18 protein-coding genes are annotated in these 23503 nt (G+C 55.0%); 9 read left to right on the forward strand and 9 right to left on the reverse strand.

Annotation, left to right across the window (positions count from 1 at the left end):
- Window positions 1-424: 424 nt before the first annotated feature.
- Both JOD69_RS20845 and JOD69_RS20850 read left to right on the forward strand, forming a co-directional pair.
- A complete protein-coding gene (locus JOD69_RS20845; RefSeq protein WP_086134689.1) occupies window positions 425-1690 on the forward strand; it encodes a glycosyltransferase in 1266 nt (421 codons plus the stop codon).
- A 70-nt stretch (window positions 1691-1760) separates the two neighbouring features.
- The gene (locus JOD69_RS20850) at window positions 1761-2432 is read left to right on the forward strand and encodes a DapH/DapD/GlmU-related protein (protein WP_168175439.1); all 672 of its coding nucleotides are present in this window, start codon (window positions 1761-1763) and stop codon (window positions 2430-2432) included.
- Between the two features lie 204 nt (window positions 2433-2636).
- On the opposite strand, the gene prsT is transcribed toward JOD69_RS20850, so the two are convergent.
- From prsT to JOD69_RS20875, 5 genes are all read right to left on the reverse strand, one after another.
- The gene (gene prsT, locus JOD69_RS20855) at window positions 2637-5432 is read right to left on the reverse strand and encodes an XrtA/PEP-CTERM system TPR-repeat protein PrsT (protein WP_086134688.1); all 2796 of its coding nucleotides are present in this window, start codon (window positions 5430-5432) and stop codon (window positions 2637-2639) included.
- Window positions 5433-6005: 573 nt separating this feature from the next.
- Window positions 6006-6905 (reverse strand): PEP-CTERM sorting domain-containing protein, encoded by a 900-nt coding sequence (locus tag JOD69_RS20860; protein ID WP_086134687.1) that lies wholly within the window; start codon window positions 6903-6905, stop codon window positions 6006-6008.
- Between the two features lie 472 nt (window positions 6906-7377).
- Window positions 7378-8061 (reverse strand): O-methyltransferase, encoded by a 684-nt coding sequence (locus JOD69_RS20865; protein ID WP_077730754.1) that lies wholly within the window; start codon window positions 8059-8061, stop codon window positions 7378-7380.
- Window positions 8062-8270: 209 nt separating this feature from the next.
- Window positions 8271-9911 carry a glucose-6-phosphate isomerase gene (gene pgi, locus JOD69_RS20870; RefSeq protein WP_086134686.1) on the reverse strand — a complete coding sequence of 547 codons (1641 nt, stop codon included), beginning with the start codon at window positions 9909-9911 and terminating at the stop codon, window positions 8271-8273.
- Window positions 9912-10080: 169 nt separating this feature from the next.
- Window positions 10081-10488, reverse strand: a complete 408-nt coding sequence (locus JOD69_RS20875) for a bacteriohemerythrin (protein WP_077730752.1) — start codon at window positions 10486-10488, stop codon at window positions 10081-10083.
- A gap of 208 nt (window positions 10489-10696) precedes the next feature.
- Here JOD69_RS20875 and argH point away from each other — a divergent pair, with 208 nt between their 5' ends.
- Both argH and cobC read left to right on the forward strand, forming a co-directional pair.
- Window positions 10697-12094, forward strand: coding sequence for an argininosuccinate lyase (gene argH / locus JOD69_RS20880; protein ID WP_086134685.1), 1398 nt, complete (start codon window positions 10697-10699; stop codon window positions 12092-12094).
- Entirely contained in the window at window positions 12091-12717 is a 627-nt protein-coding gene (gene cobC / locus JOD69_RS20885) for an alpha-ribazole phosphatase family protein (RefSeq protein ID WP_240502538.1), read from the forward strand. Before argH ends, cobC begins: the two co-directional genes overlap by 4 nt.
- A 128-nt stretch (window positions 12718-12845) precedes the next feature.
- Here cobC and JOD69_RS20890 read toward each other — a convergent pair whose 3' ends face one another.
- Genes JOD69_RS20890 through JOD69_RS20900 form a run of 3 tightly spaced genes read right to left on the reverse strand, consistent with a single transcriptional unit; the run spans window position 12846 to window position 14912 of the window.
- A complete protein-coding gene (locus tag JOD69_RS20890) occupies window positions 12846-13196 on the reverse strand; it encodes a hypothetical protein (RefSeq protein WP_205780787.1) in 351 nt (116 codons plus the stop codon).
- A 1-nt stretch (window position 13197) separates the two neighbouring features.
- Window positions 13198-13899 (reverse strand): N-acetylmuramate alpha-1-phosphate uridylyltransferase MurU, encoded by a 702-nt coding sequence (gene murU, locus JOD69_RS20895; RefSeq protein ID WP_077730750.1) that lies wholly within the window; start codon window positions 13897-13899, stop codon window positions 13198-13200.
- On the reverse strand, window positions 13896-14912 hold the full coding sequence (locus JOD69_RS20900; RefSeq protein ID WP_077730749.1) for a phosphotransferase: 1017 nt from the start codon (window positions 14910-14912) through the stop codon (window positions 13896-13898). Before JOD69_RS20900 ends, murU begins: the two co-directional genes overlap by 4 nt.
- A 253-nt stretch (window positions 14913-15165) precedes the next feature.
- Between JOD69_RS20900 and lptD the strand changes: the two genes are divergently transcribed.
- The 4 genes from lptD to rsmA are packed head-to-tail and all read left to right on the forward strand — an operon-like array spanning window position 15166 to window position 21035.
- Window positions 15166-17895 (forward strand): LPS assembly protein LptD, encoded by a 2730-nt coding sequence (gene lptD / locus JOD69_RS20905; protein WP_210024219.1) that lies wholly within the window; start codon window positions 15166-15168, stop codon window positions 17893-17895.
- Between the two features lie 16 nt (window positions 17896-17911).
- Complete coding sequence (locus tag JOD69_RS20910) at window positions 17912-19261, forward strand: peptidylprolyl isomerase (RefSeq protein WP_086134684.1); 1350 nt, start codon at window positions 17912-17914, stop codon at window positions 19259-19261.
- Window positions 19258-20256 (forward strand): 4-hydroxythreonine-4-phosphate dehydrogenase PdxA, encoded by a 999-nt coding sequence (pdxA, locus tag JOD69_RS20915; protein WP_086134683.1) that lies wholly within the window; start codon window positions 19258-19260, stop codon window positions 20254-20256. The genes JOD69_RS20910 and pdxA overlap by 4 nt, the downstream gene beginning before the upstream one ends.
- Window positions 20253-21035: a 16S rRNA (adenine(1518)-N(6)/adenine(1519)-N(6))-dimethyltransferase RsmA gene (rsmA, locus tag JOD69_RS20920; protein ID WP_086134682.1), complete on the forward strand. Its 783-nt coding sequence runs from the start codon at window positions 20253-20255 to the stop codon at window positions 21033-21035. Before pdxA ends, rsmA begins: the two co-directional genes overlap by 4 nt.
- A 57-nt stretch (window positions 21036-21092) precedes the next feature.
- On the opposite strand, the gene JOD69_RS20925 is transcribed toward rsmA, so the two are convergent.
- Entirely contained in the window at window positions 21093-22727 is a 1635-nt protein-coding gene (locus JOD69_RS20925) for an alpha-D-glucose phosphate-specific phosphoglucomutase (protein WP_086134681.1), read from the reverse strand.
- A gap of 177 nt (window positions 22728-22904) precedes the next feature.
- Between JOD69_RS20925 and JOD69_RS20930 the strand changes: the two genes are divergently transcribed.
- Entirely contained in the window at window positions 22905-23396 is a 492-nt protein-coding gene (locus tag JOD69_RS20930; RefSeq protein ID WP_086134680.1) for a L,D-transpeptidase, read from the forward strand.
- The last annotated feature ends 107 nt before the right edge of the window (window positions 23397-23503 follow it).

The following is a 23503-nucleotide window of genomic DNA, read 5'->3' on the forward strand; positions in this document are numbered from 1 at the left end:
ATCGAGGGAGTCGTGTTCAAGGATGGAGTTCAGGAAGACGTCGAGAAAGTCGCCGCCTGAGCCCACCCCCGTACACAACATTTGACCATTACTCACGAGCCAATTGGACGACACCACAAACCTGGGTGTACGCTCAACGGCGTTAACATTGCGCTGTCCTTCCTTAATTCGCCGCCTTACAACAGGACAATCGACGCATCAATAGCCAATTGGCCAAAAATTTAGTTTCGCTTCTCGGTTAATGTTAATCCATGAGAAGTGATTGAGGGCGAATAAACAACACAGCGATCCATGGATAATCTGCAATACTGTTTTCGACTGAAGGTTGAATCGAGATAGCCGGTTTGAACTGTCGCTATCCCGACCGCGCTTCCAACCCGAGCCACCGTCAGTTCGCCCTAAGTCCAGTGACCTGACCGAATCGATGAAAAAGACTGTAAAGATTTTTGACAAATCCGATTCTTTTAGAAGCGCTCAACAGCACCTCAAGCCAAAAAAACGCATTCTCTTTATTGCCGAGGCTGTGACGCTCGCCCACGTCGCCCGTCCCTATGTTCTCGCCAGCAGCTTGGATTCTGGGGACTATGATGTTCACTTCGCCTGCGACGGCCGCTTTGATGCTCTTTTCTCAGATTCTAAGCTTGCCAAGGTGTCTATACGGTCAATTTCTCCCCCCGACTTTCTCGATGCACTTGCCAAAGGTAAACCGGTTTACGATACACCTACGCTACGGCAATATGTTAAAGACGATCTAAGGCTCATCGAGCACGTCAACCCCGATCTTATCGTCGGCGATTTTCGTCTTTCACTGACTGTAAGCGCCCGCCTCGCAAAAGTCCCTTACGCCAACATAACCAATATTTATTGGAGCCCCTACGCAGTCCAGACATACCCTGTGCCCGAGCATGTTATGGTGCGCCTGCTCGGTCCAGCGCTCGCTCAACCCCTTTTCGATTTTATGCGGCCGCTCGTATTCGCCTCCCACACCTTACCTCTCAATCGGATTCGAAAGGAGTTCGGGCTAACATCGCTCGGATCGGATCTCCGAGTGACGTACACGGATGGGGATTATGTTCTTTACGCGGATATACCTGGGCTAGTCAACACGACCGAACTACCGCCCAACCACTACTATCTCGGACCTATCCTATGGTCGCCCGAGACCTTTAAACCCGATTGGTGGTCACGGCTAGAAAGACACCAACCCATAATTTACCTGACGCTCGGAAGCTCCGGCGAAACTCGCCGATTGCCGGAGCTCGTTGCGGAGCTCTCGAGCCTACCGGTAACGCTGCTTGTCGCGACGGCAGGCCGGTTTCAGCTGAAGAATCTACCACCTAATGTATTGTGCAGCGATTACTTACCCGGCGACGACGCAGCAGCGATTGCCGATTTGGTGATCTGTAACGGCGGAAGCCCGACAACCAATCAGGCATTGAGCGCAGGCGTCCCGATACTCGGCATATGCGCGAACCTAGATCAATACCTTAACATGCAGGCGGTGCAACAAAATGGAGCAGGACGCCTATTGCGTGCGGGAACGATCTCCGGCACCGGGATCGTCAAAGTGGTCAGAGAAATACTGACAAATCTATCGTACAAAACAGCAGCAGAGAAACTCGGACGGGCATACCGAGAATACGATGCCTCTGCTAGATTCGCCGCCTTTACGGACGAGCTGCTGAGATAATTTTCCAACCTTGCTATCGCGACCTTGTAAATTTGCCGCGTAGCGCTTCATGCCAACGGGGGTAATTCGCATGAAAACACGACCGATCGATTTCGTCTTATCCGGCCTTATCCTTACCTTGCTCTTCTCCGTAAGCCTTTTCTCCGTTGCCAAGCTGTTCGCGCCTCTGACCCGGGAATTGGCCCCCTATAACGTCCTCACGGATTTTTTTCTGTTTCTTCTGGCCTACGGCTTTTTGTCCGGTTTGACGGCTCGATTGATGCTGCGAATCAAGCCGTTCCAGCCCGGCTGCTATTCAATGGATGACCCGATCTTCACTTACTGGAAGCTGTTCACCGTAGTGTGCGAATTCGGCCGGGGCGCCTGCTTGCCGTTTTCGGTGGTATTCGCTAAGCCGCTGATTGCCGCCTGGTTCGGAGCAAAAATCGGCAAGGATATCGCGCTGGGGGGCCGATTAGTCGATCCCCAGCTCATCTCGATCGGCGACGAGGTTATTATCGGGCAAGATTCCGTGATCACGGCACACACGATAACCAGCGGCAAGCTAATCCTGGGCGAGGTCAGGATTGAAAACGGAGCTACCGTAGGGGTCAACGCGGTAATAATGTCCGGGACCGAAATAGGCGAAGGTTCAACGATCGCAGCCGGTTCAGTTGTGACACTGAATACAAAAATTCCGAAATACGAGCTTTGGGGAGGCATTCCTGCCAAAAAGATCAAAAACATCGATCCTTCACTATAACTCCAATTCCCTCATTGCCGTACTATAACGCCGCTACAGATTCGTTGATGCCCGATAATCCTCTCCTGCATCTCTGCTATGAAGTAATCCGAAGAGCCGTAACCGTGACGAGGCTCATATGGATACTCAACTTGTTTGAGCCCTCTATCCTCGCCGACGCTACAACAAAGTGACAGACACTCCGATCAATAAACATCTACTCGGCTACGGGTTCGAGGCCAAGCGCCTGCGCATAGCCTCGGCATCCGAACGCTCCGCAAATTTGTCTTCCTTTTGCAGAATCTTGTCCAGGATTTTCGCTGCCTCTTGACGCTGTCCATCAGCACTTAATATTTGAGCCCGATGGAAGAGAAAAGAAACATTTTCCGGCTGCTTAGCCAAGGCCCGATCAATATTGGCCATAGCCCGTTTGGTGTCCTTGTTGCTCAACAGGGTCATTGCAAGCGTGTCCAGCACCTCCGGATCCTCGGGTGCTAAAGAATGCGCTTTTTCTGCATGCTTCAACGCTTCTGCGGGGTCAGTCTCACGCATGAGATAAGCAATATTGTTCAACAATAATGAATTATTGGGGTATTTTTCCGCCAACATTTTGAATTTGGCGACAGCATCCTGAGAGCGTTGCAACTTCATGTAAAGCTGTCCTAACTCAGCTAGGGATACTGTATCATCGGGATGCTCTTCAACCCACTGTACCACTTCTTGAAGGGCCGCCTCCTTTTCCCCCGCCTGCCAGCGCGCGCGCGACAGCCGCAAAAGATTAATACTGGTTTTGTTAGCCGGTGCAAGCTCAAACAACCGCTGATATGCAGAAGCTGCTTCGGAATAGCGCCCTGCCAACTCGGCCAGTTCTGCTTCCACCAGAACGATCTCCGGAACATCTCCACCAAAACGTTTTTTCAGTTCCTTTACCCGTGTCTCGGCATCTTTGATGCGTTTTTCCTGAATAGCCATACGGGCCAAGGCAATGCGCGCAGGGACAAAGGAAGGATCCTGAGCTTCAGTCTTTTCCAAAGCATCGCGTGCCATTTTTCGATCGCCGAGACGGTCATAGGCCTGCGCCATAAGGAAATGCACTTCGGGTTTCTTATGCCCGAGACTCTCAAGGCTCTTCAGGCTCGACACGGCATCGGACCAGCGGCCGGTTGCTAGTTCGGCCTCGGCCAGCATGCCCAGAAGCTCCTTGCTTTTCGGATACGTCGACCGAACTTCCGATAAGAGTTCAAGTGTTTTCTTGGGATTCTTAGCTTTGAGATAGTGGCGTCCAAGGTACAGTCGCGGCAGCAGCGCCTTTGGATCGCGTTTGACCGCCTCCTCCAGAGCCGCGGCCATGGCCTCGATGTTTCCTTGGGTTGCTTCCAGTTTAGCCAGATTCGTTAACACGCCCACATCATCCGGATGATGTTTCAACGCTTGCCGGAAATATCGCCTCGCCTTTTCGAAATCTTTCTCTTGAACGGCGATTGCCGCCAGCGCATTGGTAGCCGGCACATTAGCCGGGTCCAATTCGATCGCGCGCCGCAGAGCGGCAGACGCCTTGTCGGTCTCTCGTCTGACCAGATGCACCAAACCCACCAGCGTATTTGCCCCTGTTGAATCAGAATGGCGACTGAGATATTCGGTCGCGACATCCAGCGCCTGATCGAGTTCCCCCTTGTGAAGGTGCAAGGTCACGACGCCACGTACGGCACCCTCGAACTCCGGATCAAGCTCCAGCGCCTTTTTCAACTCGGTCATGGCGCCCTGAAGGTCGTCCTCCTGAACAAGCCCCCCGGCCAGGCGTGTACGTGCCTCGGCCGATTCCGGCTGCGCGGAGACAATCTGTTTCAGGTACTCAATACTTTCACCTTGCTTGCCTTGCGCCTTCAAAGCGTCCGACAGCAAATTCATCACCTGGACATCGTTTGGCGCTTGTTTCAGCGCCTCTCTGGCCAGCTTTTCCGCGCTGGCAGGATCGCTATTCTGTACTTCCAAGTGCACCAATAGAGACTGAGCCTTTACATTGCTCGGATCATGGCTCAAATATTTTCTTAGATAATCTTCTGCCTGGGCTCTATGCCCCAGTAGGCCGTGAGCCGCGCCGCCGTAAAGCAAAGACGGGAAATGGGAAGAATCCACGGCCAAAGCCGCATCGAAAGCTTCCTGCGCCTCGGCGACACGCTTTTGTTCGAAATTCAGCAGCCCCCTGGCGAAATGAAGTGCCGCAGAATCCTTAAGCCGTTTGCCGACTTCGTCGAGATCCGCCGCGGCCTCATCGTATTTTTTTAAATGAATACGCGCTACGGCTCGGGCGACGAGAGCCGGGGCACGCAGAATGCGGTCCTCCGCCGCTTTGGAATACGCCTCCTCTGCGGCTTCAAAATGACTCTCCTGGGTTTCGATGTAACCGAGAAGCTCCCAGGCCGGCCCGTATTTCAGGTCGGCGGCGAGCGCTTTGGAAATCCATTCCCGTGTCTCGGGAATTTGCCCCTGCCTCCCGTGCAGACGAGCCATCGTCAGCAGCGCAGGGGCGAAATTAGGTACTGCGTCCAAGGCTTCACGCGCGAGCTTTTCAGATTCGGAGTTTTCTCCGCTGCGCAGCCATGCCTCGGCTTTGATCGCGAGCAGATTGCCTCGGAGCTCATTCGACGCGCTTTCAGGAATTTCAAGCACTTGGACATCACCAAGCCGCCCCTGCTCGAGTAAGCTCGTCGCCAGCCAAGGCTCCAAGTCAACTTCACCGGCTCCCATTTCTCGGGCACGCAGCAATTCCTTTTCGGCGCCTGCCCAATCTCCCGCCTGTACGTAGGCACGCCCTAGTAACAGCCGAGCTTGCATGTTGTTCGGTTCGGATTGAAGGACGGTCTTCAGCTCGATAACCGCCAACCGCACATCGCCTTTTGCGAGCGCCTCGTCAGCCTGCTTCAGACGCTGTGCCGGAGAAATATCGCCGCAGGCAGACAACAGCAGCAAAATCGAAAAGACCGGGATTTTCAATCTTCGTCCGAGAGAAATAAGAGTCATGAAGCATCTCCAATGTTCGGTTTACAAATGACCTAGAGGCTAAAGACCTATTGGGAAAATGACTGAAATTATTAATCAGGCCCGTAAATACCCTCCTGGTATTTCGGGCCGCCGCCCAGGCCGGTACAAGCCCGGCCTGGGCTCACGCGGCTTGTCGCCGCGCCGGGGCATCCCTGCCCCGGATTAACCCCAATCCGATTCGTCACATGATTGTAAGGCATCTTTTGGGCAATCGGAGCAATTAGGGCTCAAACAGCAATATTGAGAAAAGAGATTGGCGCCAAATCTCGCACGGAGCGTTCGCTGACTCAGCACAGAACTCTTCCGAAGTCGGAAGATGCTTCGTCCCGTTCAAGCACAATCCGCATGGTGGTGTTTTAGTAGGCGGTAAATAAGAAAAGAATCCATTGAGAATGCAATCCCTTCATCGAATGCTTAGCCAGGCCGAAAGCCGAAAAAAGCCAGCATGTCCACAGACCGCAAGCACAAAAAAAGCGGTTCTGCCGCAATGACAGAACCGCTTAACTTATCACCAGAGCCCAGCCGATAACGCCGGGCATTTACCGGTTGGTGTTATACTGCGACAACCTTGCCGTTCCGGCGAGAGAGTCCTGCCGCAACCAGGCCGATACCAAGCAGTCCCAGCGTCATGGGCTCAGGAATCGTTTCGACGCTATCCAAGCGTAGATCCAGGTTTGCGGTTCTAGGAGCCGAGCCGCCAGCAACGTCATCACCGGTATTCAGTGCCACCTGTAGTGCACCAAGCTTAGCAAGATTTGCCGTACCGCCGGAGCCGCATTCGATGGCGACTACGCCATCTACATAGGGCGACGTTCCGGTAAATCCGCATAGAGAACCATCCATAAAGGCCGCAAAGGGAATGGTAGACGTATGCGGAGAAGGTACGCAACCGGGATCGAGCGGACCGCTAGCGTCCACACAGGTAGCGGCCAGCGTAATTTTGGTCCACTCATCATCATCCGTGAAAGCTTCGATGCGGAAGAACCATCCGAGATCCGATTCGATCGTGGTTAATTGAAAGGCATGAATGGTGCCGCCCGAAGTTAAATCGAACCCGCCTAAACCTGTGGTATTAAGCGCGATATCCTGATCGTTGCCGTCCCACTGGACAATAGCTTCGCCCGTTACACCCGAATCGTTGCTGAATCTGAATTGACCACCGCTGACGACGGCTAACGACCGGGAAACAGTATCATCGCAACCAGTGATACAGTTTGCCCAAATGTCACGCTGACCGCCCAGCACAGTCGACAAACCAGTGCCCGTGCTGCTAGCCACCCCGGTACCGGGAAGAGTCGTGGAATCGCCGTTCCATGCTGCCCCGCTAGTAGTATCGATGGCGGACTGATTTCCCTCACTAAAAAGATCAACCGTGCCGCCGTAAGCCGACGTACTCAGCGCAAACAGCAGGGGCGCGGCCGCGCCTACGATATGCTTCAAATAAATCTTCATGATATGTCGCTCCCAGATAGCATCAGAGTATTAAGTTAATGTTATGCCGAAGTCTGACTTAACAACGTCGGCCTAATCGCACCGACGTATCTGCGATTTTTGTGCCAAAGCATAAAGATTATTTATAATCAATCACCTACACGCAACGAGCAACGCCCACGTAACATTTTCCGCTAGAAGTGTAAAAATTACTGACAGATATAGTGATCTACCGACACAAAGCGCGACAGAAGGAATGCCTCAAGTCCAACAAACGGCTCTGTATTCACTATCAAGGCTTAAGACTCGGATGGACATCTCGCAGCGAGGAAACCTAGTGTCAATGTACTTTACGATATCGCCACCAGAAAGTGACGCGCGCCAGAACGCTTATCAGGGACCAATGCAACCAGCAATAAACGTTGGCCAAATCGGTCTCAGTCGGTATGGATAGTTCCACACGCGATCTGACCGATCCCAAGAGTTTTGCCTTCTATTTTCTTCGGGCAACGACCACGCCATCTCGGGTCGGGTTGATGGACGCATCGAATTCCGGATCGTTGAAGATAAGTCGGTTATGTTCGCGGATAGCGTCGGTCCAGCCGGGAACGATGTCGACGGGGTTTTCGGCAGCAACACGGCCGTGCCACAAGACATTGTCCGCAATATAAAGCCCGCCTGGCCGGATACGCTCGCGGGCAAGGCGCCACACTTCGGGATAGTCGCCCTTGTCCACGTCGTTGTAGCAGATATCGAACTCGCCCTCGGTAGCCTGGAAGACGGTCTGGGCAAAGCCGGTTCGGAAATCGACGCGGTCCCACAGCCCGGCTTGGCTGAGAAAATGTTCCGCCTTGGAGAGATTGTTCGGATCGCCATCGCTACAGATCACCCGCCCGTCCGGCCCGACGGCCTCTGCGAACCAGTAGGCGGAATAACCGTAACCGCTGCCGAATTCGAAAATGCGCTTCGCTCCGATACTTTTGGCGAGGACCTTCAGAAACAATCCGACCAGACGCCCGACGATGGGAAAGTTCTGCTGACGAGCCAACTCTTCCATCTCCACGAGAACCGGGGTGTCGGCCGAACCGGCGAGAGTGGTCAAGTAACGTTCGATGTCCGGATGTACCGGCGTTAGCACGCTTGGATTGCTTGCCGTAGGATCATTGAGGTCGGTCATGCCGTAACTCCTTTAAACACGCTGAAGAGAGTCGCCGCCCCCTGGTGCAGTCCATTGTTTATTCGATCAGATCAGACTTACGCGTAGTTCCTGAGAGTAGACCCTTATTTTCGGAACCGGCACGGTCCGCTCTCCGTCAAGAGAAAGGACGAATGGGTCGTTTTCTCTTGACGGGAATACATCGCGTGGATGGGTTCATGACCGTCACCCTAGCGTAATTGCTTGTAGTAATTGATCAGACCGTTGGTGGAAGCGTCATGAGACGAAACCGCACTGTCGTCGGTCAGTTCCGAAAGAATGGTTCTCGCCAGCCGTTTGCCCAACTCGACCCCCATCTGATCGAAGGAGTTGATGTTCCAGATCGCGCCCTGAGTGAATATCTTGTGCTCGTACAAGGCGATCAGCGATCCCAGAGTTTCCGGGGTCAGTTTTCGATAAAGAATTGAATTGGATGGTTTGTTGCCGGGGAAAGTTTTCGCAGCAGCGAGTTCCGTCAGTTGCTCACCGGTAACGCCCCCTGCTTCGAGCTCGGCCGTCGCTTCCTCGGTGGTCTTGCCACGCATCAACGCCTCCGGTTGAGCGAGGAAATTCGAAATCAGTGTCTCATGGTGCCGGCCGAGACCGTGATGGCTTTGCGCCGCAGCAATAAAATCGCAAGGAACCAGCTTTCGGCTTTGATGGATCAACTGATAAAAGGCATGCTGTCCATTGGTGCCCGGTTGGCCGAAGATAATCGGGCCGGTGCTGTAGGCGATCAGATGGCCTTCGATATCCACCATCTTGCCGTTGCTTTCCATATCGACCTGCTGAAGATGGGCCGGCAAATCTTCCAGATATTGATCGTAGGGCAGAATGGCATATGATTCGGCGCCGAAAAAATTGGCGTACCAGATGCCGAGCAACCCCATGATCACCGGAATATTCCGCTCGAAGGGCTCCGTTCGGAAATGCTCGTCCACCTTGTGGGCGCCGGCCAACAGTGCTTCGAAAGCATCCATGCCGACGGCCAAGGCGATCGGCAGGCCGATGGCCGACCACAGCGAATACCGGCCGCCCACCCAGTCCCAGAATTCGAACATATTGGCGGTATCGATGCCGAATTCGGCCACTTTTTCGGCATTGGTGGAGACCGCCACGAAATGCTTCGCAATAGCGGCTTCATCGTTGATTTTGGCCAGAAACCATTCCCGCGCCGATCGGGCATTCGTCATGGTTTCCTGCGTGGTAAAGGTTTTGGATGAAACGCAGAACAGTGTGGTTTCGGGGTTGAGGTCCTTCAGGTTCTCGACAAGATCCGCTTCGTCCACATTGGATACGAAGCGAACGCGCAGCCGGGGCTGCATATAGGGCAACAGCGCCTTCACCACCATTTTCGGCCCCAAATCGGACCCGCCGATGCCGATGTTGACCACATCGGTGATGGCTTTGCCCGTACATCCCCGCCATTCACCGGAACGCACCAAGTCGCTGAACCGACGCATCTGCGTCAAAACCCGATTGACATCGGGCATGACATCCTTGCCGTCGACGAAAATCGGTCGGTTGGAGCGGTTGCGCAAGGCCACGTGCAATACGGCACGGTTTTCGGTGACATTGATCTTGTCGCCACGGAACATGGCGGCAATTTTTTCTTTCAATCCGGCTTGCCTGGCCAGATCGAGCAATAGCATCACGGTTTGTTCCGCGATTCGATTCTTAGAATAGTCAAACAGCAGGTCGTCAAGGCGCAGCGAAAAACGCTCGAAACGGTGAGGGTCTTCAGCGAACAGATCCCGCAGATGGAGATCGCTGATTTCACGGTAATGTCGATTGAGCGACTGCCAAGCCGGAAGGCAGGAAGATTGGGTCATCTACAAGATCCGAGTTCGTTATTTTCTCCCCAAAATGCTACTACAGGCAACGAAGTGAATAAATCATGAATAACGAAGATTGCCGGCATCGAGGCCGGCAATCTTTAGGATGACGAGCCTTAAGCTGCGAAATGAGGAAAAACGCAGCCCTTAAGTCTGTCTGCCGGCGTCAGGCAACGCCCTTGCCGTTAAAAAACGGACCGTAATGCTTATCGATGTTCGGAATGTGGTTGACGAGCCAGTCTTTGACGAACGTGGTCGTTTCCGGGGTAATGTCGAGCGCTCCGGCGTGGAATTTCTTCTGAACGTCGAGACAAGTCTGCACCAGCTCGTCATGCTTGGCTTTATGCGCAGCGTAATCCGGGTATCCGTGAGCCTGCATCAAATCTTCTTCGGTCTTGAAATGCATGGCTACATAATCGATCAGTGCATCGAGTTGACGCCCGACTGCCTGCCGATCACCCGATGCGACGGTATCGTGCAAGCCGTTCAACATGGCGAAAATTTCCTGATGTTGATGGTCGGCTTCACTGACGTTTGTTCCAAATGCTTCTTTAGTCCACTCTATTAGGGCCATCGGATTTGTCTCCTGAATATTGAATTTGTTCAGTGATCTGTATGCCGAATAGGCCGAAGAACTGTATAACGGCCGCGTAGACGTACTTTTGACTTAAGTCAAGTCTTGGCGATTTACTTTCCGTATCAGTCAACTGAAAATCTTCGAAGAATAACCACTCCGGTTATAATGACTGGAACAAAAGCCGTTCTCTTTTAACAAGATCCCGATGAGCAGCGAACCAAAACCTTGGGCAGGCCGCTTTACCGAAGCCACCGACGCCTTCGTAGAAGCTTTTACCGCATCCGTTGACTTCGACAAACGTCTGGCCCCGTACGATATTCGAGGCTCCATTGCCCACGCCTCGATGCTGAAACGGATCGGCGTCTTAAACGAAGAGGAATGCGAAACCATTACGGACGGATTGGAACAAATCCTTGCGGAAATCGAACGCGGCGAATTTTCCTGGTCTGTTAAGCTCGAAGACGTCCACATGAATATCGAGGCCCGCCTTACCGAGCGTATCGGCGAAGCGGGGAAGAAGCTGCACACCGGCCGATCCCGCAACGACCAGGTAGCCACGGACGTCCGACTGTATCTGCGCCACGAAATCGACCGGATCACCGGCGAAATCCTTCGGTTTCAGCAGGCCTTGCTCGATTTGGCGGAACGCGAAGCGGATACCATCATGCCGGGATTCACCCATCTCCAGGTGGCCCAGCCGGTAACCTTCGGCCATCATTTATTGGCTTGGTGCGAAATGTTGGCGAGAGATTACGAGCGCCTGCTCGACTGTCGAAAGCGCGTCAACGTCATGCCTTTGGGCGCGGCAGCCCTGGCCGGCACAACCTTTCCGCTTGATCGATTCTATACCGCCGAACTGCTCGGCTTCGACCGACCGGCTGCGAATTCTTTGGACGCGGTCAGCGATCGCGATTTCGCCATCGAATTCACGGCCTGTGCCAGCCTCATCATGATGCACTTGTCGCGATTCTCCGAAGAACTGATTCTATGGACATCGGCCCAGTTCGGTTTCATCGATTTGCCGGATGCCTTTTGCACCGGCTCATCCATCATGCCGCAGAAGAAAAACCCGGACGTACCGGAACTCGTACGGGGCAAATCGGGGCGCGTCTTCGGACACCTCATGAGCCTGCTGATACTGATGAAAAGTCAGCCCTTGGCATACAATAAGGACAATCAGGAGGACAAGGAACCTCTGTTCGATACGGTGGACACCTTACGAAATTGCCTGCGGGCTTTTGCCGACATGATGCCCCACGTTCGACCGAATCGTGACGGCATGTACAAATCAGCGCAGAAGGGCTACGCAACGGCCACGGATTTGGCGGATTACCTGGTCCGCAAAGGGGTTCCGTTCCGAGATGCCCACGAGATCGTCGGCAAAGCCGTGCGCTTGGGCATCGAAACCGGGCGCGATCTTTCCCAGTTGTCATTGACCGAATTGCAACAATTGTCTGTTACGATCGGACCCGATGTTTTCGAAATACTGACGCTGGAAGGTTCCGTCAGCGCACGCAACCACTTCGGCGGAACCGCTCCTGAACAGGTCAGGGCGGCCGTAAAGCGAGCTCGGCAGCGTCTCGAGGAGGTGGCTAAGACTTGATTACCGACGAGCGCGTCTCAACTCTCATCGACTTGATGCGCCACGGCGAGCCCGTGGGCGGAAGCCGTTACCGCGGACAGATGGACGATCCCCTAAGCGACAAGGGCTGGTCGCAGATGCGCGCAGCCGTCGGTCAGCATCACCCATGGGAGGTCATCGTCACCTCCCCTCTCGCCCGCTGCCAAGCCTTTGCCGAAGAAATGAGCGAGCGAAGCCGCATTCCACTGGAAATCGAACCGCGATTGAAGGAAATCGGTTTCGGTGTATGGCAAGGGAAGACGCGGGAGGAAATTACTCAGTACGATCCCGGCCTGATCCAGCGTTTTTATCGCGATCCGATGACCAATCGCCCGGACGATGCCGAGGGGCTCGCAGAATTCAGAAGCCGCATCGTTTCGGCTTGGAACGACATTCTGAACCGCCACGCCGGAAAGCATATTCTCATTATTTGCCACGCCGGCACCATTCGCATGGTGCTCGCCCATATTTTGGACATCCCTTTGTCGAACCTATTTCGAATCAAGGTCGCCACCGCAGGAATCACACGGATCGAGTGCCTGGAGCAGGGAGAAGAGTTTCTGGGGCAACTGGTTTTTCACAGCGGTTCGCTGCACGCACTTTAACCTTTGAGGTTGTGAAAAACCCGTCGCGAGCGGCCCATATTCGCTATGAAAAGCGCAGCGTACAAAGGAGTACGTTGAGCATCGCAGAGGTAGAGGCGGGCCGCGCAGTAGGTTTTTTCACAATTTCGTCAGCTCACCGGCCGATCTTCGCTTAGCGCCATCCACCCCACGGCGATACGGTAAACAATCCAGATCGTATTGGCCGTAAGAATAACGTAGCCTACGAAAGCGAACAAAGTCAGCCCACCCACGATTCCCCACAGGATGCCGTACCAAAAGGTCCTGATTTGCCAACGGAAATGGGTCTCCAGCCAAGTCCCCGCCACGTCCGGCCATTTCACATAATTAATCACCGCTGCGACGATGTAGGTGATCCCAACCAAAAAAGACGCGGCCTGCAAGGCATAAATAACTTGGGTAAGCCGTTTCTCTTTGCTGAGATCTCTTGCATCTGATTCCGGGAACATTTTGCCCTGCATCTCAAACCTCCAGGTTCAGACCAATCGAGGCATTCATTTTTCGGTTAGACCTCAAGTACTCATCGAATGCTTGGAGCCGATCGATGGTGCCGATATCCATCCAAAAGCCCGCATACACTTCTCCGCTTACCAGCCCGTCCGCCATTGCTCGTCTCAGCAAGGGCGCCAGGGGAAACTTGCCGGGCGAGCAGCCCGCGAACAACTCGGGACGATAAACACCGACGCCGCTGAAGGTAAAGCGGCAATCCACGGAATCCAAAACCATCCCGTCATGCAAAGCGAAGTCGCCCCGCGGATGGTGAGACGGATTGGGGACCAGCACCAGATGAGCCAACCCGGACGGCTGGCTCCGCAACCGCCCGAAAGGATAATCGGTAGCGACGTCGCCATTGACCACCAAAAACGGATCCTCGCCCAATAGCGGCAATGCCCGGTAAATACCGCCACCGGTCTCGAGCGCCTCGCCTTCGGCAGAATAGGCTATCCTCGCCCCTAATGAGGCCCCGTGTCCCAAGTGGGCTTCGATCTGATCTCCGAGATAGGCGGTGTTGACGACGATATCGACGAACCCGCTCCGGACCAAAGATTCGATCGTATGCTCGATCAGTGGCCGACCGCCTGCCGTCAACAGCGGCTTCGGTGTCCGGTCGGTGAGGGGCCGCATCCGCTCGCCGCGCCCGGCCGCCAAAATCATGGCTTTCATGTCACCTTATCCAAAGTCATCCGGGGCAAGACCCGATTTTCCAAAAAGTGCAGGAAGCCGGTAAGTTCCGGATATTGCTTACAGACCTCGATCACATAGCTCATGGTACGCGGGATATCCTTGAGATAGCCGGACTTGCCATCGCGCAACTTGAGCCGGGAAAAAATGCCGATCGCCTTGAGGTGACGCTGCATTCCCATGAGATCAAACCACCGCCGGAATAGGTCCGGACCGACCGAAGAGAGGAATCCGGCTTCGGCAAGGCGCGTGTAATGATCGATCACCCAAACCTCCACCATGGAAATCGGCCATGAAACATAACAATCCCGCAGCAGCGAGACCAGGTCATAGGTGATGGGACCGACGACCGCATCCTGAAAATCCAGAATGCCCGGATTGAGGCGTTCGGTGACCATGAGATTGCGGGAATGATAATCCCGATGCACGCAGACCCGGGGTTGTTCCAGCGCGGATGCGATCAGAAGCCGCTTCAGCTCATCGAAGACGACGGATTCCTCGGGATCCAGCGCCACCCCCAAAAGTTGGCCGAGGAACCAATCGCGGAACAAATCCAGCTCGACCCCGAGCAGGCGTTCGTCATACGGAGGCAATCCGGAAGTTTCGGGTTCCACGCCATACTGCAAGCGCAGCAGAGCGTCCAGAGCGTCTTCATAGAGACGATCAACGGATGCAGGGTTCAAGCAGTCCAGATACGATCGGGTTCCTAAATCGGTGAGCAACAAGAAACCCTGGTCTACATCGGCCGCGATCACCTCGGGCGCTTGAACGCCGGCACTTCGCAGGAGCGCGGCCACCCTGACGAAAGGGCGCACGTTCTCCTTGGGCGGCGGCGCATCCATCACAATGCGCGAAGCCCCATCGAAATAGGCGCGAAAATAACGACGAAAACTGGCATCGCTCGAGGCGGGCTCTATAGCCCTGACCCCAAGTTTGAGGGTTTTCGACAACCAGTCGGAAAGCGCCTCGAGCCGTTCATCTTTCTGTATTGTCATATTGACGGTCCCTGTGTCGAAAAGTACTCGAATAACGTGGATCTTACGGTAGAATGCGGCGATTGGACCGGATATTTCACCATAAAGAACAGCCTGAAGATAATGCCTTCCGCGATTCCGCCCCTGTCGCCACTCTTGCCGCTCCGTTCACAAGCTTAAATTGTGTGGCAGCCACTTTGCGACTCGCCTCTCAGTTATAAAGTACCTCAGCCGCAGCATGGTGTTTCTGATTCATCTCAATCGTGGTCGATGGGTGTTTATCCTGTGCCTTGGACTGAGCCCTTCCTATCTGCTGGGAGCCACGTCCGACTGGGATTGCCAGCGCAGCAAGGACGATAAGGAGTGGGTCTGTATCACCAAGAAATCCAAACCCGATACCGCCGCCACGACTCCTGACGAGCCAGAGATTGAAAAGGCCGGGCCGACACAGGAGAGGGAATCGGCACCCGCCACTGCCGAGCCGGAACCGGTCCGTCCACCGAAGACCCGAGAACCGGCGCTGGCCGCCAAGCCCGCGCGGTCTCAAAGAGACGCGGAGCAGAAACCTGTGGACCAACCCGTGCAGCCATTACCACCGAAATCGGTCGCGGCGGCCAAACCTCCCGGCTGGAACTGCCGCCCTGGCGAAACCGGCAAGGAGTGGGACTGCTCCTTAGTCGGCCCCGACCCCAAAGGTCTTCCCCACGTGGTCTCGGAAGAGAGCCAAAAGGTCGAAAATTGGGCGGAAACGACCACGATTACCGAGGAAGACGAACAGCGCTTCCGCAACTTGACCGCCTTACTGCCGGCCAATCCCTGGGCTCAAGCGTGCGCCGGCAAGTCCGAATCGGCGCCTATGACCGAATTTCTGCTGACTCCTCAAGACAGGCTGGCGCGTGAACAGCAACCGTTGGAAATTCGGTCCGACTATGCCGAAATGGTGGACGACGAAATCGCAACCTTTACCGGTTCGGCCGAACTGACACGTGCGGATCAAAAGCTGTGGGGGGATTTCGTCACCCACAATACCGTTTCAGAAACCTTGAACGCACAGGGCAATGTCATCTATCAAGAGAAGGGACTCACCTTCTCCAGCGATACCGGCTTCCTGGAGCTCGATACGAACCGTGGCGTTCTTCGTAACGCCCAGTTCATTTTGGAGACAATCCCGGCGCGAGGCACCTCGCGTTTAACTCATTTCGACAGCGATACTTTATCGCGCTACGAGAAATTCACCTACACCACTTGCCCGCCCGGCGACCAGGATTGGATGCTTCACGCCCGCAATGTAAAGATCAATAAGGAAACCGGCCGTGGATCGGCGAAACACGCTTGGCTGGAATTCAAAGGCGTACCCTTACTTTACACGCCGTACATGAGCTTCCCGGTCGACGACCGCCGGATGACCGGTTTCCTTACGCCCTCTTTCGGCAACACCAAGGTGGGGGGCTTCGACTTTACGGCGCCGTATTACTTCAATCTAGCGCCCAATTATGACGCCACCTTCACGCCACGACTCCTCACCAAGCGCGGCCTGCTGCTGCGCGGCGATTTCCGGTATCTGACCGAAATGACTCGGGGCCGCGTGCTGGCCGAGTACATGCCCCAAGATGATGTGCGAGGCGATAGCCGAGGCCAGGTCGGTTTCTTGAACGATACACGGTTCACCGAAAACTTGTATTCCCGCGTGGATGCGCACTATGTGTCCGACGATCGCTATCTGAACGAGTTGGGCAACACGCTGAATATCGTCGACCGGCGGCATATCCGCAGCTATGGCCAGCTGAATTACGTCGGTTCGAACTACAGCATTTCGACGCTGGCCGATTACTATCAAACGATCGACCCCACGATTCCCCCGGAAGGGAGACCGTATTACCGGCTTCCGCAGGTGAGTTTCAACTACGGGCAAGGGCTGGGCAATACCGGCTTAGTCTTCAACGGCTTTAGTGAGATCGCCAATTTCAATCACACCGGCGGCCGAGTCACCGGCCAACGGCTGAATGTAATACCGCGGATCTCGTACCCCTGGCGAACCGCCGCCGGTTTCGTCGTTCCGAGCCTGAGCTTGCAGCACACCCAATACTGGCTGCAGGATCAAACCCCCGGCCTCAATGACAGCCTGAGCCGAACCGCGCCGATCTTCTCCCTGGACAGCGGACTGTTCTTCGAGCGCGAATTCGAGCTGGCCGAAACGCCGCTGCTTCAGACTTTGGAGCCTCGACTCTTCTACCTTTACATTCCGGACAAGAACCAAGAAAACCTTCCCGTATTCGATACCGGCGAATATGACTTCACTTTTTATCAATTGTTTCGCGAGAACCGGTTTACCGGTGCCGATCGGCTAGGCGACGCCAATCAGGTCACGTTGGCGCTTACCTCCCGACTGATCGACCAGGTGTCTGGGATGGAGCGCCTCCGGGCCAGCATCGGCGAAATTTTCTATTTCGACGATCACGATGTGACGTTGCCCAATATCCCCGCAAAAACCGGGGACAAATCCAACTTCGTGGCCGAAGTCTATTCCAGATTGACCAATACCTGGTCACTTCGTACCGGCGGACAGTGGAATCCGGAGGGCGGCACGATCGACCGCGGCCAAGTGGCCCTGCAGTACGACGACCGAGACAATCATCTGCTCAACATCGCCTATCGGTTTCGCCGCGATCAAAACTTCGACTTCGTCCGCCTGGACCTGACCGATGTGTCTTTCCGATTGCCCTTCGCAAAAGGGTGGAATGCTATCGGCCGCTGGCAATACTCGCTGCTGGATCAGGTAACGCTGGAAAGCTTTTTGGGAATCGAGCGCGAAACCTGTTGCTGGCGTTTCAGTCTCATTGGACGGCATTACATCAACGACGTACGGACTGGCGTAAACGGCGGCAATGTCGCCAACAACGGGGTCTTCGTTCAGCTTGAGTTGAAAGGCTTGACCCGTTTCGGCGACCAGGTAGACCGGTTCTTGCAACGCAGCATCAGCGGTTACCGGCTTGAGAACGATTGATCGAATACGACCGACTATGTTCAAGATCTCATTTTTTCTTTCCAGAAGCACCCGGTTCGGCAGGGTCTTTTTTCTGTCGCTTTTCCTATTGCCGTCGGCGGTACTCGCCGATGGACCGATCGATCGCATCGTGGCCGTCGTAGAGGACGGCGTGATTCTGGAAAGCGAATTGCGGCAAAAAGTCGAATCCATCAAAGCCAGCCTACTGCAAAACAACACACAGCTTCCGCCTGACGAAATTTTGACCCGCCAAGTCCTCGAGCGCCTGATCGTCGACAAAATTCAAGTGCATTTGGCCGAAAAAGCAGGCATCCGCGTCGATGACGAAACCCTCAGGCAGGCAGTCCAGCAAATCGCCCAGCGCAACAACATGAGTTTGGAAGAGTTTCGCCGCTCATTGCGGCAAGAAGGGATCGATTACGCCGCCTTCATCGAACAGATCCGCAACGAAATCACCGTAGGACGCCTGAGAAGCAGTCAGGTCAACAGCCAGATCAAGGTCAGCGATCACGAAGTGCAACACTATCTGGAAACCCATGGAAAATCGGATGTCAATCGCGATAGCGAATATCTGCTGGGCCATATTCTGATCGCGACCCCTCAAGCGGCGTCGCCGTCCGAGGTGCAAAAGGCCAAAGAAAAAGCTGAGAGATTGGTCGACGAGCTCAGACAAGGCTTGGATTTCAAGCAAGCTGCCCTCAGCTCTTCCGATTCGCCGCAAGCCCTGAGCGGGGGCGATCTCGGCTGGCGCAAGTTAAGCCAGGTGCCGTCACTGTTTGCCGATCTGGTGCCCGCGATGAAGGAAGGCGGCATCGAGGGTCCTATTCGAAGCCCGAGCGGATTTCATATCATCAAACTGCTCGGAGTCAAAGGCGGCGAGGACGAGCGCATGACCAAAACTCACGTGCGTCACATCCTGATCAAGCCCAACGAAGTACTGTCCGACGAGGACGCCAAGCAAAAGCTATTGAATTTGAAAACGCGCATTGAAGGCGGCGAAGACTTTGCCACACTGGCGCGGGGCCACTCCGACGATAAAGGTTCGGCGATCAAGGGCGGCGATCTCGGCTTCGTCCAGCCGGGCGCCTTGGTTCCACCCTTCGAGGAAGCCATGAACCGGTTAGCGGTCAACCAGCTCAGCGATCCGGTGCAAACCCAATTCGGCTGGCATCTCCTTCAAGTTCTGGAACGGCAAGAGTCCAGCGACACCGACGAATTGTTGAAGAACAAAGCCCGCGAAGAAATCTTCAAACGTAAAGCGGAAGAGGAAACCGAGCTTTGGCTGCGCCGGATTCGCGACGAGGCCTATGTCGAAATTCGCTTGAACGAACCGGAAACGACGTCCTTCATGCCATCATTCCAATGATCACCAGAATACTGTTGACTACAGGAGAACCCGCCGGCATCGGCCCGGATTTGTGCGTGCAGATCGCCCAGCGGGAACTTGCCTGCGATCTCACGGTAATCGGCGATCCCCGGCTGTTGGCGGAACGAGCGCAGCGGCTAGGACTTAATCTCGAAATTCGAACGCCGGGCACCGACGACATCCAGCCGCATCGAGCCGGATCACTCAAAGTGTGGCCTACGGCCAATGCCGTCGACCCGGCTTGCGGACGATTGAATGCCGCCAATGCTCCCTATGTTCTCGAAACCATATCCAGCGGCGTTACCGCGTGCCTGGAAAGGCGCTTCGATGCCTTGGTCACCGCCCCCGTACACAAGGGAATCATCAATGAGGCCGGCGTCGCCTTCACCGGCCATACCGAGTTCATCGCGAACATCAGCGGAGGCCACCCGGTCATGATGCTCGCCGCACCGGGTCTTCGCGTCGCATTGGCAACGACACATTTGCCGCTGGCCGAAGTCAGCCGCAGCATCACGCGCGAACGGTTGTCCGCAGTACTCACCACCCTCGATCGGGACTTGATCGCCCGCTTCGGCGTTGCCGCACCGCGCATCCTCGTCTGCGGCCTCAACCCTCATGCCGGCGAGAGCGGTCATCTGGGGCGCGAGGAAATCGAGATTATCGAGCCCGTGCTGGAGTCGCTCAGACAACGAGGAATGAACTTGGTCGGCCCGCTGCCGGCGGACACTCTTTTTCTTCCGAAATATCTCGAGCGTGCCGACGCCGTACTCGCCATGTACCATGATCAGGGACTGCCGGTACTGAAATACGCGGGCTTCGGGTGCGCGGTGAACATCACATTGGGGCTACCCGTCATCCGCACATCGGTTGACCATGGCACGGCCTTGGATTTGGCCGGAACAGGAAAAGCCGATGCGGGAAGCTTGGCGGCCGCAATCGATGAGGCTATCGGCATGGCGTCCAGAATGCGTTGCAGACTCAGTGAGATGTCATGAATCACCAGCCCCGCAAGCGGTTTGGCCAGAATTTTCTGCGCGATAGTACCGTCGTGCGGAGTATCGTCCTCGGAATAGCCCCAGATCCCGAAGATCACCTCGTGGAGATCGGTCCCGGCCAAGGCGTCCTGACCGAAGCGTTGTTGCCGCTCTGCGGACGCTTGGACGCTATTGAAATCGACCGAGATTTGGCCGCCTCGCTGGAAACAAAATTTTCGGGTAACACCAAGTTCCGCCTGCATCGTGCGGATGCCCTCAAATTCCGGTTCTGCGAGTTAAGCTACGGAAAAAAGCTTCGTGTCGTGGGCAATTTGCCTTACAACATTTCTACGCCCCTGCTTTTTCATCTTTTCGCGCAGACGGAATGCATTGAGGATATGCACTTCATGCTGCAGAAGGAAGTCGTCGACAGGCTGTGCGCCGTTCCCGGCGACAAGAGTTATGGGCGGCTCGGCATCATGGCTCGATACTATTGTCGCGCGGACGGTCTTTTCGAGGTTCCTCCCGAGAGCTTCTTTCCTCGACCGCAAGTCATGTCCGCCGTCGTCCGTCTGGTACCACACGAAACCAGGCCCGTGGATGTCGATCCGGGGCCTTTGGGGCAGGTCGTTGCCGCGGCCTTCTCGCAACGCCGCAAGACGCTCCGAAACGCTCTCAAGCACCTGTTTGAAGAGGGAGAAATCCAGGATCTCAGGATAGACCCACAGGCTCGGGCGGAAACGCTGGGCTTGGAGGCTTATGCTCGCTTGGCCCGCGCGCTTACAGGAAAAGCAGGATAAGGCGACCGATCGAAAACGGCCGCCGGCAACTCGGCGGCCGCGGAAATCGCTTGCCGCTCAGGTGATCACCGTCGGCCCGGACATGCCGGTTCGCGTTTTCACTTCAGAAAGACTCTCGGCCAACTCGATCAGGTCTTTGAGCGCCTCCTGCGGATCTTGGTTATGCTCCGCGGGATCGCGCTCATAACGCTCGATATAGATTCTTAAGGTTGCACCGTCCGTTCCCGTGCCCGACAGCCTGAATACGATCCGCGCCCCGTTTTCGAAGATGATCCGAATCCCTTGTTTTTCGCTGACACTTCCATCCACCGGATCATGGTAGCTGAAATCGTCCGCGACGCTGATTTGGTAAGGACCGAAAGTCTTCCCAACCAAACCGGGCAACTGTGCGCGGAGGCGAGATATGATCGAGTCGCCGATCTCCGCCGGCATGCTTTCGTAGTCATGGCGCGAATAATAGTCGCGACCGAACCGGCGCCAGTGCTCGCGGACGATTTCGGCTACCGACTGTTTGCGAACGGCGATCAGGTTGAGCCAGAACAGCACCGCCCATAAACCATCCTTCTCGCGGACGTGATCGGAGCTGGTCCCGAAACTTTCCTCTCCGCACAACGTGATCTTGCGAGCATCGAGTAAATTGCCGAAAAACTTCCAGCCGGTGGGCGTCTCGTAACACTCGATACCCATCGCATGTGCCACCCGATCGACCGCTTGACTGGTCGGCATCGAACGCGCCACACCTCGCAAGCCGTCCTTATAACCCGGAAGAAGATGTGCATTCGCCGCCAAGACGGCAAGGCTATCGCTCGGTGTAACGAAAAACTGGCTGCCCATGATCATGTTGCGATCGCCGTCGCCGTCGGACGCTGCGCCTAGCGTAGGAGACCGCGCCCCGAACATGAGGTCCGCCAGCTCCCGTGCATGGGTCAAATTGGGGTCGGGATGGCCGCCGCCGAAGTCTTCCAAGGGGACCCCGTTCATCACGGAGCCGATCGCGGCACCCAGCCTTTCCTCCAAAATACGCTTAGCGTACGGTCCGGTGACGGCATGCATCGCATCGTAGCTCAGGGTGATCGCTCCGGATTTCAGCCCCGATTCGATCAAACTGAAATCGAACAGATGCTCCATCAACTGAGCATAGTCGCTCACGGGATCGATGATCTGAACCGTCATGTCGCCCAGCCGTGTTTCGCCGATCTTGTCGATATCGATGTCGTCAGCACGGACGATCCTGTACTGATCGATGACTCGACTGCGCGCAAAGACCGCATCGGTAAAGCTCTCGGGCGCGGGCCCGCCGTTGGTTACATTGTATTTAATCCCGAAGTCTTCCTCCGGCCCGCCGGGATTGTGGCTGGCGGAAAGAACGAAACCGCCCAGCGCCTTGTGCTTGCGGATCACGCAGGATGCGGCCGGCGTCGACAGCAAGCCGCCCTGCCCGATCAACAACCGCCCCACGCCGTTGGCCGCAGACATTTTGACGATAGTCTGGATCGCCTGGCGGTTGAGATAGCGTCCGTCGCCGCCCAGGACCAGCGTTTTCCCGGCCGTATCGCCCAAGGTATCGAAAACCGACTGGACAAAATTCTCCAAATAGTTCTTTTGCAAGAAAACCTTCACCTTCTTGCGCAATCCAGAGGTTCCTGGCTTTTGATCGGAATACGGAGTTGTCTTTCGGGTTTCAATTGGCATGGCTAATATTTTCAAGATGGCTGAAATCGTCTATTTATTCTACTCAGTCCACTTAACAGTCGAGCAAATTTTTTTGGCGTAAGCTTTACGATACAAAAACCTAGGAGACAACACGTGAAACTGCGATCTGTTCTCGGCCTACTTCCGGCGCTGCTCTCACTGAACACGGAAGCAAGTATGAAAGACGACAGCATATGGCTGCTGGTCGAAACCGCACCGCATGTATTGAAGGTAATGGAAGGCGACCACGATTTGGAAGTTTTCGAAAGAATTGCACTCGGGCGCAGAGGCGTCGGCCTATTCAAAGAACGGGGAGACTACAAAACCCCGCTGGGTGAATATCATATCGGCTGGATCAACGAAAACAGCCGATACCATAGGTTTTTCGGCTTTACATATCCCAATCGGGAGAACGCTGAGCGTGCCTTTACGACGGGCTTAATCGGGCCGGATACCTATCGCACGATTTTGCGCACCAGCATCGGCGCGGCCATTCCCCCTCAAAACACAGTGCTCGGCGGACAAATCGGAATTCACGGTTTGGGGCGAGCCAGTCTCGCCGTTCACGAGTTTTTTGACTGGACTCAAGGATGCATAGCCATGACTAACGAGCAAATCGATAGACTCAGCACCTGGGTGAAAAAAGGCACCCTAGTGGTAATTCGGTAATTTGTGCCAAAATAATACTGGAAAGATTATCCATTCCGGGGCACACTTAAAATGTCACCCATTTGTTCTTCGGGACGGATGATCTCGCCAAGCATTTCAGTCAATAA

It is taken from the genome of Methylocaldum sp. RMAD-M (genome assembly GCF_017832375.1).
In the GTDB taxonomy this organism is placed as follows: domain Bacteria; phylum Pseudomonadota; class Gammaproteobacteria; order Methylococcales; family Methylococcaceae; genus Methylocaldum.

Bases quoted from the DNA above. Each gene is read 5' to 3' on its own strand.
- JOD69_RS20845 (WP_086134689.1), top strand. From the start codon at position 425: ATGAAAAAGACTGTAAAGATTTTTGACAAATCCGATTCTTTTAGAAGC.
- JOD69_RS20850 (WP_168175439.1), top strand. From the start codon at position 1,761: ATGAAAACACGACCGATCGATTTCGTCTTATCCGGCCTTATCCTTACC.
- prsT (WP_086134688.1), bottom strand. From the start codon at position 5,432: ATGACTCTTATTTCTCTCGGACGAAGATTGAAAATCCCGGTCTTTTCG.
- JOD69_RS20860 (WP_086134687.1), bottom strand. From the start codon at position 6,905: ATGAAGATTTATTTGAAGCATATCGTAGGCGCGGCCGCGCCCCTGCTG.
- JOD69_RS20865 (WP_077730754.1), bottom strand. From the start codon at position 8,061: ATGACCGACCTCAATGATCCTACGGCAAGCAATCCAAGCGTGCTAACG.
- pgi (WP_086134686.1), bottom strand. From the start codon at position 9,911: ATGACCCAATCTTCCTGCCTTCCGGCTTGGCAGTCGCTCAATCGACAT.
- JOD69_RS20875 (WP_077730752.1), bottom strand. From the start codon at position 10,488: ATGGCCCTAATAGAGTGGACTAAAGAAGCATTTGGAACAAACGTCAGT.
- argH (WP_086134685.1), top strand. From the start codon at position 10,697: ATGAGCAGCGAACCAAAACCTTGGGCAGGCCGCTTTACCGAAGCCACC.
- JOD69_RS20890 (WP_205780787.1), bottom strand. From the start codon at position 13,196: ATGCAGGGCAAAATGTTCCCGGAATCAGATGCAAGAGATCTCAGCAAA.
- murU (WP_077730750.1), bottom strand. From the start codon at position 13,899: ATGAAAGCCATGATTTTGGCGGCCGGGCGCGGCGAGCGGATGCGGCCC.
- JOD69_RS20900 (WP_077730749.1), bottom strand. From the start codon at position 14,912: ATGACAATACAGAAAGATGAACGGCTCGAGGCGCTTTCCGACTGGTTG.
- JOD69_RS20910 (WP_086134684.1), top strand. From the start codon at position 17,912: ATGTTCAAGATCTCATTTTTTCTTTCCAGAAGCACCCGGTTCGGCAGG.
- pdxA (WP_086134683.1), top strand. From the start codon at position 19,258: ATGATCACCAGAATACTGTTGACTACAGGAGAACCCGCCGGCATCGGC.
- rsmA (WP_086134682.1), top strand. From the start codon at position 20,253: ATGAATCACCAGCCCCGCAAGCGGTTTGGCCAGAATTTTCTGCGCGAT.
- JOD69_RS20925 (WP_086134681.1), bottom strand. From the start codon at position 22,727: ATGCCAATTGAAACCCGAAAGACAACTCCGTATTCCGATCAAAAGCCA.
- JOD69_RS20930 (WP_086134680.1), top strand. From the start codon at position 22,905: ATGAAAGACGACAGCATATGGCTGCTGGTCGAAACCGCACCGCATGTA.